The organism is Afipia sp. DC4300-2b1 (assembly GCF_049895725.1).
Taxonomy (GTDB): domain Bacteria; phylum Pseudomonadota; class Alphaproteobacteria; order Rhizobiales; family Xanthobacteraceae; genus Afipia; species Afipia broomeae.
Window position 1 is genome coordinate 605504 of the sequence record NZ_JAFCSX010000003.1, and the last position, 12304, is coordinate 617807.

The window sequence follows — 12304 nt, forward strand, 5'->3', positions numbered from 1 at the left end:
GCCTGACCCGGCAATCCATCTTAACGAGGTTCCTTGAGAGGATGGATGCGCGGGTCAAGCCCGCGCATGACGTTCAACGCATGGAAACAAATTCGGCTCAGTCTTCCTTCAGCCACTGCTCGACGAGCATGACGTCCGGCGGCTGAAGATACTTGGTCGTCCACATGTCGACGGACCACTCGATCCGGCTTTCCTTCTCGACAATCACCGCGGTGTTGTGGGGCAACTGCATCGTGAAAAGGTTGCCGCGATAGCGCGGATTGCCAACCGTGTGATGCTTGAACAGACCCCATTCCTGCAGAACCAGCAGCAAACTTGAGACATTACGGGTGGAGTCCCAGCAATCGTAATTGTTCGCATCGGCGCGGTTGCGGATATCCGCGCGCGCCACGCGGGTAGACGTGCCGATCTCAGGCCCCATCCGCTTGTCGAACCAGACCACCGCCTTCTGAATCGCGGCTCGCTCGGCTACGGCATTCGCCTTGCCGGACGCCAGGATCTGCGCAAGCGTTTTCCTGTCGGCAGCCGAGAAATCGAGGATCGCGCGGCGGCGGCAGACGAAGCCGTAACACACCGTCATTTCCGACGCCGACGGCGGATTGATCGACACCGAAGTATAGAGTTCGTTTTGCTGCGGACTGAGCTGCATGGCAGACGCAAGCGACATCGCGGACATGAATTCAAGTGCCGCTGCGATTGCGATGGCCGGGAAAATCGGTTTGAACAACGCGGAAACCCTGACAGTTAGGCCAGCAGAACTATGGCGGATTTCGCGCGCAATCAACAGCCGTCTCGCGGCCGATTCCGCAATCGCAGCAACGTGAGGCGGTTCCGTCACACCGGGAGCGGAGCGTCGCGCTTCACTTCTTCCATCACGGCGTAAGTTCGCGTTTCACGCACGCCGGGCAGCGCCAGCAGCGTCTCACCGAGGAACCGCCGGTAAGCCGTCATGTCGGAAAGACGCGCCTTCACGAGATAGTCGAACCCTCCCGCCACCATGTGACACTCGAGCACTTCCGGTGCGAGTTTTACGGCTTCTGCGAACCGCTCGAACACATCAGGCGTGGTTTTGTCGAGCAGTACCTCAACGAACACCAATAGCCCGAGCCCGAGCCGATGTGGATTGAGCCGCGCACCGTAACCCTCAATGAAGCCGTCGCGTTGCAGCCGCTTCAACCGCTCGCCGATGGAGGTCGGCGACAGGCCGATGCGCTCCGCCAGTTCGACATTGGCAATGCGCCCGTCAGACTGCAGGATTTCGAGGATTTTCCGGTCGATCTTATCTGTTTCGCTCATTTATTCGGAATTCTATGAAAATTTCCGTATTTTGTAAGCTGAAACTCTGAATTTGTCTATCGAACCACGGCAGGTGTTGGATGTAGGATTTGGCAGCCCAAGAGGATGCCATGCTCGACACTCCTGGCCCCGGCCAACTCTTTTCAGCACCCTATGCGCCCGACGACAGCGAGCTCGCTGCGCGCCTGCTGGCGATGCCGCCATTGTCCGCCGAACAGAACGCCCGCATCGACCGCACCGCCACGCGTCTGATCGAGGCCGTGCGTGCCGAAGATGGCGGCTTCGGCGGCGTCGAAGACATGCTGCGCGAATTCGCGTTGTCGACCAAGGAAGGCCTCGCGCTGATGGTGATGGCGGAGGCGCTGCTGCGCGTCCCCGACGCCGCCACCGCGGACCGCTTCATCGAGGACAAACTTGGTCAGGGCGACTTCGCGCATCACCGCACAAAGTCCAGCGCACTGCTGGTCAATGCATCGGCATGGGCGCTCGGCCTGTCCGCGCGGGTGATCCAGCCCGGCGAGACGCCGCTTGGCACCGTCGGGCTGATCGCCAAACGGATCGGCCTCCCCGCGGTGCGCACCGCGACCCGGCAGGCGATGCGGCTGATGGGCAATCATTTCGTGCTGGGTGAAAACATCGATGCCGCGATCGCACGCGCGGCGGACGACGATGGTCCCACCCATCATCATCGCTATTCCTTCGACATGCTCGGCGAAGGCGCGCGAACCGCAGCCGACGCCGCACGCTATTTCGAATCCTATGCCGCAGCCATCGAGGCCATCGGCCGCACGGCGGACAACAGGGCTCACCCGGACCGTCCCGGAATCTCCGTGAAGCTATCGGCGCTACATCCGCGCTACGAGGCGCTCAGCCGCACGCGGGTGATGGCCGAACTGGTGCCGCTTACGCTCGATCTCGCGCGCCGCGCCATGGCGCACAACATGAACTTCACCATCGACGCGGAGGAAGCCGACCGGCTCGAACTGTCGCTGGATGTGATCGGCGCGGTGTTTGCGGACCCTTCGCTCACAGGCTGGGAGGGATTCGGGCTCGCCGTGCAGGCCTATCAGAAACGCGCCGAGGCGGTCATCGATCACGTCCATGCGCTCGCCGAGCGCCACGACCGCCGCATGATGCTGCGCCTTGTCAAAGGCGCCTATTGGGACACCGAAGTGAAGCGCGCGCAGGAACGCGGGCTTGACGGCTATCCGGTCTTCACGCGCAAGGCAATGACCGACCTGAACTACATCGCCTGCGCGCGAAAGCTACTCGGCTTGCGCCCCCGCATCTTTCCGCAGTTCGCCACCCACAACGCGCTCTCGGTTGCAACCATTTCCGAACTCGCAGGCGATGATACCAGCTTCGAGTTTCAGCGGCTGCACGGCATGGGTGACGCGCTCTATGCGCAGCTTCATGCCGACAAGCCGGATGTCGCCTGCCGCATCTATGCGCCAGTCGGCAGCCATCGCGACCTGCTGGCCTATCTGGTGCGGCGGCTTCTGGAGAACGGCGCCAATTCATCCTTCGTCGCACAGGCCGCGGACGACAGCATTCCGGTCGCGGCGCTGCTGCAGCGACCGGAGCAGATCATCGCAGCGCCCGATCAGGCCCGTAACGCACGCCTTCCGCTGCCACACGAACTATATCTGCCGCGGATCAACTCGAAAGGCGTCGAGTTCGGAGCGCGCGCCGCACTGGACGCATTGCTGACATCGGTTGACGATGCAGTGAGACCTTCAAACAGCGTCAAGGAGGCGAGCGAGAACGATGCCGCGATCGCTGTTGCACTGGCGCGCACCGGCTTCGCCTTCTGGAGCCGTACGACCGCCGACACCCGGGCCATAGCACTGGAGCGCGCCGCGAATCTTCTCGAGCATCGGATGCCGCGCTTCATCGCATTGCTGCAAACCGAAGGCGGCAAGACCATCGACGATGCCGTCTCCGAGGTGCGCGAGGCGATCGACTTCTGCCGCTACTATGCGATCGAGGGCCGCAGGCTGTTCGGCGACGGCCTGCCGCTTCCCGGCCCTACCGGCGAGAGCAACACGCTGCGACTGCGCGGACGCGGCGTCATGGTCGCGATCTCGCCGTGGAATTTTCCGCTGGCGATTTTTCTGGGCCAGATCGCCGCCTGCCTGATGGCGGGCAACGCAGTCGTCGCCAAGCCCGCCGAACAGACGCCGCGCATTGCCGCGGAAGCCGTGGCGCTGCTGCATGAAGCAGGAATTCCGGATTCGGCGCTCCATCTCGTGCAGGGCGACGGCAGGATAGGCGCGGCGCTGGTAGCGCACGACAATATCGCCGGCGTCGTCTTCACCGGGTCCACCAATGTGGCGCGCTCGATCAACCGCACCCTCGCCGCGAAAGACGGCCCGATCGTGCCGCTGATCGCCGAGACCGGCGGCATCAACGTCATGATCGTCGACGCGACCGCGCTGCCCGAACAGGTCGCCGACGACGTGGTGACATCGGCCTTCAGGTCGGCCGGTCAGCGCTGTTCGGCCTTGCGGCTGTTGTTCGTGCAGGACGATGTCGCGGACCGCATGATCGAAATCATCGCCGGCGCCGCAGCGGAACTGAAAGTCGGCGATCCGCGCGACCCCGCGACCCAGGTCGGGCCGGTGATCGACGCCAAGGCGAAAGAACGTCTCGATGCGCATATCGCGCGGATGAAAGCCACCGCGCGGGTTCATTTCGCGGGCGAAGCGCCGGCATCCGGCCACTTCGTCGCGCCGCATATCTTCGAACTGGAGAACGCGGAGCAACTCACGGAGGAAGTGTTCGGTCCGATCCTGCATGTGGTGCGCTACAAGGCGGCAGATTTCGAGCATGTGCTGCAATCGATCGCCACCAGCGGCTATGGCCTGACGCTCGGCATCCATTCGCGCATCGACGACACCGTCGACACCACGATCGAGCGGCTGGCGGTGGGCAACGTCTACGTCAACCGCAACATGATCGGCGCGGTGGTCGGCGTGCAGCCCTTCGGCGGACACGGATTGTCAGGAACGGGACCAAAGGCCGGCGGGCCGCATTATCTTCCGCGCCTCGCCACCGAGCAGACGGTGACGATCAACACCGCGGCCGCAGGCGGCAATGTCGGGCTGATGACGGAGGAGTGAGGCCGCAAATTCCTGTTGTGGTCATTGCGAGCGAAGCAAAGCAATCCATCTTGCGATTCGCCAAGGTGGATTGCTTCGTCGCTTCGCTCCTCGCAATGACGCCATGCGATACTACAGCACCACCGGCTTGTCGGGCAGTTCGTTGCGATGTGCGTCGCTGGCCGGAAAATGCTTCGCCAAAACCTTCGTCACGGCTGCAATGCCTTTCAGCACGCCGCCCTCGAAATTCTTGGCGCGGAATTCGGTTTCCATCAGGCGGCAGATCTTCTCCCATTCCGCCTGGGTAACTTTGTCATTGAAGCCGCGGTCGGCGACGATCTCGACATCGCGATCGGCGAGCAGCAGATAAATCAGCACACCATTGCTTTGCGCAGTGTCCCAGACCCGCAAATGCCCGAAAACATCGATGGCGCGTTCGCGCGCGGGCTGATCCTTGAACAGCGGCACGCCATCGAGCGCGCCTTCCACCACAAAGCGGATCTGGCCGGCATGGGTGGCTTCGCTGGCCCTGATCGCCTTCTCGATGTTGGCGAGCGCCTGGCGTGGAAATGCGCGCCGGACCCGCCAGCGGTTGAGAAGAAGATGTTTGCCGATGCGCTTGATGCCCATATGCATTCTCTCGGCTACCAACTGCCCGATGCGCCGCCGCCGCCGAAGCTGCCGCCGCCTCCGCTGAACCCGCCGCTGGAACTGCTCGATCCGCCGGAACTGAATCCGCCGCCGTAGCCGCCGCGGCCTCCGCCGCCTCCGGACGACACGAGCGTGTCGCCGATCAGCGTCACGACAAACGCGATCATTCCCCCGATGGCGGCGATCGGCAACACGCCGAGGAAGAACCAGATGAAGGCCGCGACACCGCCGCCGGCAATAAGCGAGCCCAGCAGACGGCCGAAGATGGCCCGGAAGATTCCGCCGCCGACCAGCACGACAATAAGGAGGAACGGGAAATACTCGCCGATCGCGCTCAGGTCCGGCATCTCGCCTTCAGGCTTCGGCGGCGGCAGCGGCTCGCCGTCAATCACTTTCAGGATGCGGTCCGCGCCATCCGAAATGCCGCCGGCGAAGTCGCCGCTTCTGAATTTCGGCGTGATGATCTCGTCGATGATGCGCTTGGCGGTCGCGTCGTTCAACGCGCCTTCAAGGCCGTAGCCAACCTCGATGCGCAGCTTGCGGTCGTTCTTGGCGATGATCAGAAGCGCGCCGTCATCGACCCTCTTGCGGCCAAGCTTCCATTGTTCGGCCACGCGCAGCGAATACTGCTCGATGGTTTCCGGCTGGGTGGTCGGCACGATCAGCACCGCAAGCTGGCTGCCCTTGCGATCCTCGAACGCTTTCAGTTTCTGTTCGAGGCTTGCCGCCTGATCGGCCGACAGCGTTCCCGTCAGATCGACCACGCGCCCGGTCAGCGGCGGCACCGCGACGTCGGCCCGCGCAACAAATGGCGCGCCGGCAAACGCCCAGCACAGCATGAACGCGAGAATGACCGCCTTAACCGCTTTCATTGCGGATGTCCGCTATTCCCATGTTCCCTTACTTGGCGGGCGCGGGCGTCGCGGGTGCCGGGGCAGGCGCTGCCGGAGACGGCGCGTTGAAATCGACCTTCGGCGCGGTGGAAATCGACTTCTCGTTCTCCACGGTGAAGTTGGCCTTTTCCTTGTAGCCGAACGCCATCGCCGTCAGGTTGTTCGGGAAAGTGCGGATGCCGACGTTATAGTCCTGCACCGCCTTGATATATCGGTTGCGCGCCACCGCGATGCGGTTCTCGGTGCCTTCAAGCTGCGCAACCAGATCGCGGAACAACTGGTCGGACTTCAGCTGCGGATAGTTTTCCGTCACCACCAGAAGGCGCGACAGCGCACCGGTGAGTTCGCCCTGCGCCGCCTGGAATTTCTGCAAGGCCGCCGGATCGTTCAGCACTTCAGGGGTCACCTGCACGCCGCCAACCTTGGCGCGCGCGTTGGTCACGCCGAGCAGCACATCCTTTTCCTGCTGCGCGAAGCCCTTAACGGAATTGACGAGGTTCGGCACCAGATCGGCGCGGCGCTGATACTGGTTCACGACTTCGGACCATGCCGACTTCACCGACTCGTCGTTCTGCTGGATCGCATTGTATCCGCAATTGGTGAGGCTCAGCGACGCGAGCGCTGCAAGGACGGTCAAAATCTTGCGCATGAATATCTCCGGTAAAACGCCGAACGGCGGCAGAATGAGAGCAGGCGAACGACCCTAACGTGGCCGTGTGACGGCGAGCATACACGCCCCTGTCGTGCGGGTCATCTTGCCTCGCTTATGCGCTTTTTAGCGACTTTGCGCTTGAACCATCGATGAACGAAACCGCTGTGCACGGATGAGGGATATTCGTCCGACGGCCACAAAAATCTCATGCAACATGACTGCGTTGCGCGAGGTTTCACTGGAAATCGGCTACGGTTGCGGTCACAGTTCCAATTCGAAACCAACTCGACACCGGAACAGCGATCATGACCGCCACTGCCAGCCTCGACACCATCATCGATACCGGCACAGAGGAACTTCTCTGCGAGATCCGCGACCGCGTCGCCGTCATCACGCTCAATCGCCCGCAGGCGCGCAATTCGCTTTCCGACAATCTGACACCGGCGCTTCGCCGCATGATCAAGCAGTGCGGCGAAGACCCGAATGTCGGCGCTCTTCTCATCACCGGCGCAGGCGACGCGTTCTGTGCCGGCGGCGACGTCAAGGGCATGGGCGGCAAGCCGGGAAGCAGCAATGCACCGGAGCTGACACTCGAGCAGAAAATCGCACGCTTGCAGGAACGCCAGCGCGCCCTGACCGGCGCACTGGTCAATGTCCGCAAGCCGACCATCGCGGCGCTGCCCGGCCCCGCCGCGGGCGCTGGACTGTCGCTGGCGCTGGCATGCGACCTGCGCATCGCCGCAGAGTCCGCTTTCGTCACCACGGCCTATGTGAAGATCGGGCTCAGCGGCGACTATGGCATGTCGTGGCTGCTCACCCGCCTCGTCGGCACGTCGCGCGCGCGCGAACTGATGTTCTTCGGTGAGAAGATCGATGCGAAGCGTTGCGAAGCGCTCGGCATCGTCAACCGCGTGGTGCCGGACGACAAGCTGCGTGAAGAGGCGTTTGCGTGGGCGAAGAAACTGGCCGAGGGACCAACCACCGCATTGCGTTTCCTGAAGGACAATCTCGACGAAGCGCTGATGAACGATTTCCTGACCTCGCTCGATCACGAAGCCGAGCGCATGGTGCGATCCGCGGGGACCGCCGATCATAAGGAAGCGGTGAAGGCCTTCGTCGAAAAGCGGAAGCCGGTGTTCAAGCGCAGCTAACACACCGCGTGAATCAGACGCCCTCGAACTGCAAGCGTGCGAGGCGGGCGTAGAGGCCGTTGGCCGCGACGAGCGAGGCGTGGGTGCCCTGCTCCACAATGCGGCCATTCTCCATCACCAGAATGCGGTCGCAGGACAGCACGGTGGCGAGACGATGCGCGATCACCAGCGTGGTGCGATGCTTCATCAGCTCTTCCAGAGCGGTCTGCACCAGCGTCTCGCTCTCGGCGTCGAGCGAGGACGTCGCCTCATCCAGCAGCAGCAGCGGCGCGTCGCGCAGGATCGCGCGCGCAATCGCAATCCGCTGGCGCTGGCCGCCGGACAGCGTCACACCACGCTCGCCGAGTTGCGTGTCGAAGCCGAGCGGCAGACGGGTAATGAACTCGGTGGCATGAGCCAGATCGGCGGCGCGCGCGACTTCCGCATCGCTGGCGTCGGGACGGCCGAACCGGATGTTCTCGCGGGCGCTGGTGGCGAACACAGCGGAATCCTGCGGCACCAGCGCGATGCGCGACCGCACAGCGGACGGATCGGCTTCGCGGACCGGCACGCCATCGACCGAGATCACGCCAGAGGCAGGATCGTAGAACCGCAGCAGCAGATGAAACAGCGTGCTCTTGCCTGCGCCAGAAGGTCCGACCACCGCAACCTTCTCGCCGGCCTTCACCGCGAACGACACGCCATCGACTGCGAGATGATCCGGCCGTGTCGGATAGGAAAACCGGACATTGTCGAACATTACGTCGCCGCGCGGCGGCACCGGCAATGCGCGCGGATTGGCAGGCGCGGCGATGTCCGGCTTGATGCGCAGGATTTCGAATAGCCGCTCGGACGCGCCGGAGGCTTGCGAGATCTCACCCCACACTTGGCTGAGTTCGCCGAGCGCGCCGGCTGCGAACGCCGCATAGAGAATGAACTGGCCGAGACGCCCGGCGCTGATCTGATTGGTCAGCACGTCATGCGAGCCGATCCACAGGATCGCCACGACGCTGGCGAAGATCAGGAAGATCACGGTGGCCGTGAGAAATGCGCGGGCGCGCGTCGAGTTGCGCGCCGCGACGTAGGCCCGCTCGACTTCGCCGCCGAACCGCGCTTCCGCGAGGCGCTCATTGGTAAAGGCCTGCAGCGTGCGGATCGCGCCGATCAGTTCAGAAGCATAGGACGAGGCGTCTGCCAGCGTGTCCTGCGCGCCACGCGACAGTTTCTGCACGCGGCGTCCGAAGGCGACCAGCGGCAGCACGATCAGCGGGATCACCGCAAGCACGATGCCGGATAGCTTGGGGCTCGTGACCACCATCATCGCGGATGCGCCGACGAACAGCACGAGATTGCGCAGCGCGATCGAGACCGATGCGCCGACAGCCGATTTGATCTGCGTGGTGTCGGCGGTCAGGCGCGAGACAAGTTCGCCGCTATGGGCGGTGTCGAAGAACGACGGCGACAGCGACGTGAGATGTTTGAACACATCACGGCGCAGATCGGCGACGATGCGCTCGCCCAGCGTGATGACCAGATAGTAGCGCGCGGCACTGGCGCAGGCGAGCACCGCCACCACTGCGATCATCACCGCGAAGTAGCTGTTGATCAGCGCGATGCCTTCTGGGCTGAAGCCGAAATCGATCATGCGGCGCACGGCGAGCGGCACCACCAGCGTCGCGGCGGATGCGACGATCAGCGCCACCAGTGCCGCGAAGGCCTGCCCGCGATAACGCGTCACATAAGGCGCCAGCGCCAGCAGCGGACGCAGCTTCACGCCGCGGGATTTCGTCGGCGGTGTTTCGGGCGCGTCCGGCGAAGGCCCGGTGGCATTGGCAGAGCCCCCTTTGACGGCGGCCACCTCACGCGCCAGCGCGGATGGCAACCTCGGGTCTTCAACGCGTTCCACTGCACTCATTCTTCGGCCGCCGTGTTGCTTTCAGGCCCTCCAATAGGCCCCCAATAAGGGGCTGGCAAATGACGTCGCTGCTTGTTTCCGGGCCGTTCCTGCGATATAGAGCGCCCAAATTCGTCCCGAACATCATTGATCTGTGGGCGCGCGGCGCCAGAGGATTTGCCATGAAAGCCGAAATTCACCCGGATTATCATACAATTAAGGTCGTCATGACCGACGGGACCGAGTACCTGACCCGCTCGACCTATGGCAAGGAAGGCGACACGCTGAACCTCGACATTGACTCAAAGTCGCACCCGGCCTGGACCGGCGGCACCCAGCAGATCCTCGATCGCGGCGGCCGCGTTTCGCGCTTCCAGAAGAAGTTTTCGGGCTTCCTCAAGAAGGACTGATCCTTCTCAGGTTTCCGGCAGTCCATACAAAAACGCCCCCGCTTTCGCAGGGGCGTTTTTTGTTTCTGGCTGAACGCTTACCGCCGCTCGAATGCAGCCTTCAGCATGTTCATTTGCGGCACCAGCGGATTGCCGATCGCCAGATGCTCGGAGGCCGGCGTGTGGATCGTCGCATCCAGCCGGCGCACCTTCGATTGCAGCGCCATCGAGCGCGTGACGAGTTCCTGCAAACGTGCCGGCAGCTTGGAAACAATATCTTCCGGACCGGGATCGGCGGCGGTCAGCTTGACCTTGGTCTTCTCCCGATTGGCCTGGTGCAGCGTCATCTCGCCTTCCTTGACTGCGCGATGCAGCAACAGCCAGGACGCCAACTGCATCAGCCGCGTGGTCAGCCGCATGCTTTCGGTGGCGTAGCTCAGGCTCACGGAGCGCTCGAGCGCCTTCGCCTCGGTACGGCCCGGTCCGTCCAGATAGGCCGCGGTCTCCTCGACGAGATCCATGCCTTCCCTGAACAAGGTCCCGAAGGCTGGTGAATTTGTGATCCGCTCGCTCAAGAGAACGAGATCGGCTTCGCCCTGGTCGGACATGGTTAACGCCTCACGCTGCTGGTTCGCTGATTTTTTTATGATGAACAAATCATTGCGCGCCCGGGACGGAGAGTCCAGCCACGCTGCGTAACAATGAGGAGATATGGTTTCCAGCGGGATGCCGGGCGCAGGAAAAGGGCCCCGGCCAAAGTATAGAAAGCCCGGCAAAAAAAGAGCCGCCGTTTCCGGCGGCTTTTGAAAGTTGATAACAGGGAGGCGTCAAACAGAGTGACAGGAGCCACTCGGTGTCCAAACAAGGACAATTGCAGTCATAATCCCGAAAGCTTAATACGTCGTAAATGAACGGTTCTTTTTACGGTTCCTTTGCAATTGTCCCGGAACTGCGTTCACGAATTCACGACTTGAAGAAGGCGTTGGCGGCGTCGCGGCTGGCGCGTTTCTTCGCCGCATCGGCTTTCAGCCGCTCGATCTCGGCGGTGAGTGCTGCGATGCGATCTTCGATGTCCTCGAACGACAACAGCGACAGATCCTGCCCCAGTTCGTGGGTGACTTTCTTTCTTGGCTTGTCGTCGTCATCGCTGGCCATGCTTCCCTCCTCACGTTCACCCGATTATAGCTGACATCTTTCCTTTCCCGCCCATCCGCCGCAAGGACACATCATGGACAAGCTGCCCGCACAAATGACCGCCATCGCGATTTCCAAACCCGGCGGACCCGAGGTGCTCGTGCCTGAACAGCGGCCGGTGCCGAAGCCGGGACCGAATGAAATTCTCATCAAGGTTGAAGCGGCGGGCGTCAATCGTCCCGACGTGTTGCAGCGCATGGGACTGTATCCCGTGCCTCCCGGCGCGAGCGATCTTCCGGGCCTCGAAGTCGCAGGCGAAGTGGTCGCGCTCGGCGAGGGCGTCACCAAGCGCAAGATCGGCGACAAGGTGATGTCGCTGGTCGCAGGCGGCGGTTACGCCGAATACTGCCTCACCCATGAGAGCCACGCGATGTCGGTGCCGAAAGGGTTTTCGATGACCGAGGCCGGCGCAGTCGCCGAGACGCTGATGACGGTCTGGCACAATGTGTTCGAGCGCGGCGGATTGAAGCCGGGCGAAACGCTGCTGATCCACGGCGGCTCATCCGGCATCGGCACCATGGCGATCCAGATGGCGAAGGCGCACGGCGCGAAGGTGTTCGTCACCGTCGGCGGACAGGACAAGGTCGATGCGTGCCTCAAGCTCGGCGCGGATGCCGCGATCAACTACAAGACCGACGATTTCGTCGCCAGGACGAAGGCGCTGACCGACGGCGTCGGCGTCGACGTCATCCTCGACATGGTCGGCGGCGATTACATCGACCGCAACTATGAAGCCGCAGCCGTCGAAGGCCGGATTGTCCAGATCGCGTTCCTCGGCGGCTCGAAGGCGACGCCGAACTTTGCCAAGCTGATGATGAAGCGGCTGCACCATACCGGCTCGACGCTGCGCCCGCGCACTGTCGCGGACAAGGCGGCGATGGTCAGTGCAATTGAGGCCAAGGCGATGCCCTGGCTCGCCAGCGGCCGCGTCAAACCCCTGATGGACAGCACATTCCCGCTGAAAGAGGCCTCAAAAGCCCATGCGCGGATGGAATCCAGCCAACATATTGGCAAAATTGTGCTGACGGTTTAAGGCCGGGGAACCCATCGAAACCCTTTGATTTGCTTCATATTCGTGGCATTTATCGCGTTCCTACCGGCGGG

General features: G+C 62.7%; 13 protein-coding genes. 4 read left to right on the plus strand and 9 right to left on the minus strand.

The window, feature by feature from the left end; genetic code table 11:
• Positions 1–97: 97 nt before the first annotated feature.
• The 3 genes from ACP7AL_RS15350 to ACP7AL_RS15360 form a co-directional block, all read right to left on the minus strand.
• Positions 98–649 carry a hypothetical protein gene (locus ACP7AL_RS15350; RefSeq protein ID WP_425992983.1) on the minus strand — a complete coding sequence of 184 codons (552 nt, stop codon included), beginning with the start codon at positions 647–649 and terminating at the stop codon, positions 98–100.
• On the minus strand, positions 577–744 hold the full coding sequence (locus ACP7AL_RS15355; protein WP_425992985.1) for a zinc finger domain-containing protein: 168 nt from the start codon (positions 742–744) through the stop codon (positions 577–579). The genes ACP7AL_RS15350 and ACP7AL_RS15355 overlap by 73 nt, the downstream gene beginning before the upstream one ends.
• A gap of 90 nt (positions 745–834) precedes the next feature.
• Positions 835–1296, minus strand: coding sequence for an Lrp/AsnC ligand binding domain-containing protein (locus tag ACP7AL_RS15360; RefSeq protein ID WP_425992569.1), 462 nt, complete (start codon positions 1294–1296; stop codon positions 835–837).
• Positions 1297–1406: 110 nt separating this feature from the next.
• On the opposite strand from ACP7AL_RS15360, the gene putA reads away from it, so the two are divergent.
• On the plus strand, positions 1407–4418 hold the full coding sequence (gene putA, locus ACP7AL_RS15365) for a bifunctional proline dehydrogenase/L-glutamate gamma-semialdehyde dehydrogenase PutA (RefSeq protein WP_425992571.1): 3012 nt from the start codon (positions 1407–1409) through the stop codon (positions 4416–4418).
• A 111-nt stretch (positions 4419–4529) separates the two neighbouring features.
• Here putA and ACP7AL_RS15370 read toward each other — a convergent pair whose 3' ends face one another.
• Genes ACP7AL_RS15370 through ACP7AL_RS15380 form a run of 3 tightly spaced genes read right to left on the minus strand, consistent with a single transcriptional unit; the run spans position 4530 to position 6590 of the window.
• Entirely contained in the window at positions 4530–5027 is a 498-nt protein-coding gene (locus tag ACP7AL_RS15370; protein ID WP_425992573.1) for a TPM domain-containing protein, read from the minus strand.
• 14 nt (positions 5028–5041) lie between these two features.
• A complete protein-coding gene (locus ACP7AL_RS15375; RefSeq protein WP_425992575.1) occupies positions 5042–5920 on the minus strand; it encodes a TPM domain-containing protein in 879 nt (292 codons plus the stop codon).
• Positions 5921–5948: 28 nt separating this feature from the next.
• The gene (locus ACP7AL_RS15380; RefSeq protein ID WP_425992577.1) at positions 5949–6590 is read right to left on the minus strand and encodes a LemA family protein; all 642 of its coding nucleotides are present in this window, start codon (positions 6588–6590) and stop codon (positions 5949–5951) included.
• Between the two features lie 308 nt (positions 6591–6898).
• Here ACP7AL_RS15380 and ACP7AL_RS15385 point away from each other — a divergent pair, with 308 nt between their 5' ends.
• Positions 6899–7744 carry an enoyl-CoA hydratase gene (locus tag ACP7AL_RS15385; protein ID WP_425992579.1) on the plus strand — a complete coding sequence of 282 codons (846 nt, stop codon included), beginning with the start codon at positions 6899–6901 and terminating at the stop codon, positions 7742–7744.
• A gap of 13 nt (positions 7745–7757) precedes the next feature.
• Here the strand turns inward: ACP7AL_RS15385 and ACP7AL_RS15390 are convergent, their stop codons facing one another.
• Positions 7758–9638, minus strand: coding sequence for an ABC transporter ATP-binding protein/permease (locus tag ACP7AL_RS15390; protein ID WP_425992581.1), 1881 nt, complete (start codon positions 9636–9638; stop codon positions 7758–7760).
• Positions 9639–9799: 161 nt separating this feature from the next.
• On the opposite strand from ACP7AL_RS15390, the gene rpmE reads away from it, so the two are divergent.
• Positions 9800–10027, plus strand: coding sequence for a 50S ribosomal protein L31 (gene rpmE, locus ACP7AL_RS15395; RefSeq protein WP_002717151.1), 228 nt, complete (start codon positions 9800–9802; stop codon positions 10025–10027).
• A 77-nt stretch (positions 10028–10104) separates the two neighbouring features.
• Here rpmE and ACP7AL_RS15400 read toward each other — a convergent pair whose 3' ends face one another.
• Both ACP7AL_RS15400 and ACP7AL_RS15405 read right to left on the minus strand, forming a co-directional pair.
• Positions 10105–10614, minus strand: coding sequence for a DUF1465 family protein (locus ACP7AL_RS15400; RefSeq protein WP_006022811.1), 510 nt, complete (start codon positions 10612–10614; stop codon positions 10105–10107).
• 355 nt (positions 10615–10969) lie between these two features.
• Positions 10970–11161 (minus strand): DUF1192 domain-containing protein, encoded by a 192-nt coding sequence (locus ACP7AL_RS15405; protein ID WP_006022812.1) that lies wholly within the window; start codon positions 11159–11161, stop codon positions 10970–10972.
• Positions 11162–11234: 73 nt separating this feature from the next.
• Between ACP7AL_RS15405 and ACP7AL_RS15410 the strand changes: the two genes are divergently transcribed.
• Positions 11235–12233 carry an NAD(P)H-quinone oxidoreductase gene (locus tag ACP7AL_RS15410; protein WP_425992584.1) on the plus strand — a complete coding sequence of 333 codons (999 nt, stop codon included), beginning with the start codon at positions 11235–11237 and terminating at the stop codon, positions 12231–12233.
• Positions 12234–12304 lie beyond the last annotated feature (71 nt).

Excerpts from the sequence above, each read along its gene's own strand:
- ACP7AL_RS15410 (WP_425992584.1), top strand. The coding sequence starts at position 11,235 with ATGGACAAGCTGCCCGCACAAATGACCGCCATCGCGATTTCCAAACCC.
- ACP7AL_RS15375 (WP_425992575.1), bottom strand. The coding sequence starts at position 5,920 with ATGAAAGCGGTTAAGGCGGTCATTCTCGCGTTCATGCTGTGCTGGGCG.
- rpmE (WP_002717151.1), top strand. The coding sequence starts at position 9,800 with ATGAAAGCCGAAATTCACCCGGATTATCATACAATTAAGGTCGTCATG.
- ACP7AL_RS15390 (WP_425992581.1), bottom strand. The coding sequence starts at position 9,638 with ATGAGTGCAGTGGAACGCGTTGAAGACCCGAGGTTGCCATCCGCGCTG.
- ACP7AL_RS15360 (WP_425992569.1), bottom strand. The coding sequence starts at position 1,296 with ATGAGCGAAACAGATAAGATCGACCGGAAAATCCTCGAAATCCTGCAG.
- ACP7AL_RS15405 (WP_006022812.1), bottom strand. The coding sequence starts at position 11,161 with ATGGCCAGCGATGACGACGACAAGCCAAGAAAGAAAGTCACCCACGAA.
- ACP7AL_RS15400 (WP_006022811.1), bottom strand. The coding sequence starts at position 10,614 with ATGTCCGACCAGGGCGAAGCCGATCTCGTTCTCTTGAGCGAGCGGATC.
- putA (WP_425992571.1), top strand. The coding sequence starts at position 1,407 with ATGCTCGACACTCCTGGCCCCGGCCAACTCTTTTCAGCACCCTATGCG.
- ACP7AL_RS15350 (WP_425992983.1), bottom strand. The coding sequence starts at position 649 with ATGCAGCTCAGTCCGCAGCAAAACGAACTCTATACTTCGGTGTCGATC.
- ACP7AL_RS15385 (WP_425992579.1), top strand. The coding sequence starts at position 6,899 with ATGACCGCCACTGCCAGCCTCGACACCATCATCGATACCGGCACAGAG.
- ACP7AL_RS15370 (WP_425992573.1), bottom strand. The coding sequence starts at position 5,027 with ATGGGCATCAAGCGCATCGGCAAACATCTTCTTCTCAACCGCTGGCGG.
- ACP7AL_RS15380 (WP_425992577.1), bottom strand. The coding sequence starts at position 6,590 with ATGCGCAAGATTTTGACCGTCCTTGCAGCGCTCGCGTCGCTGAGCCTC.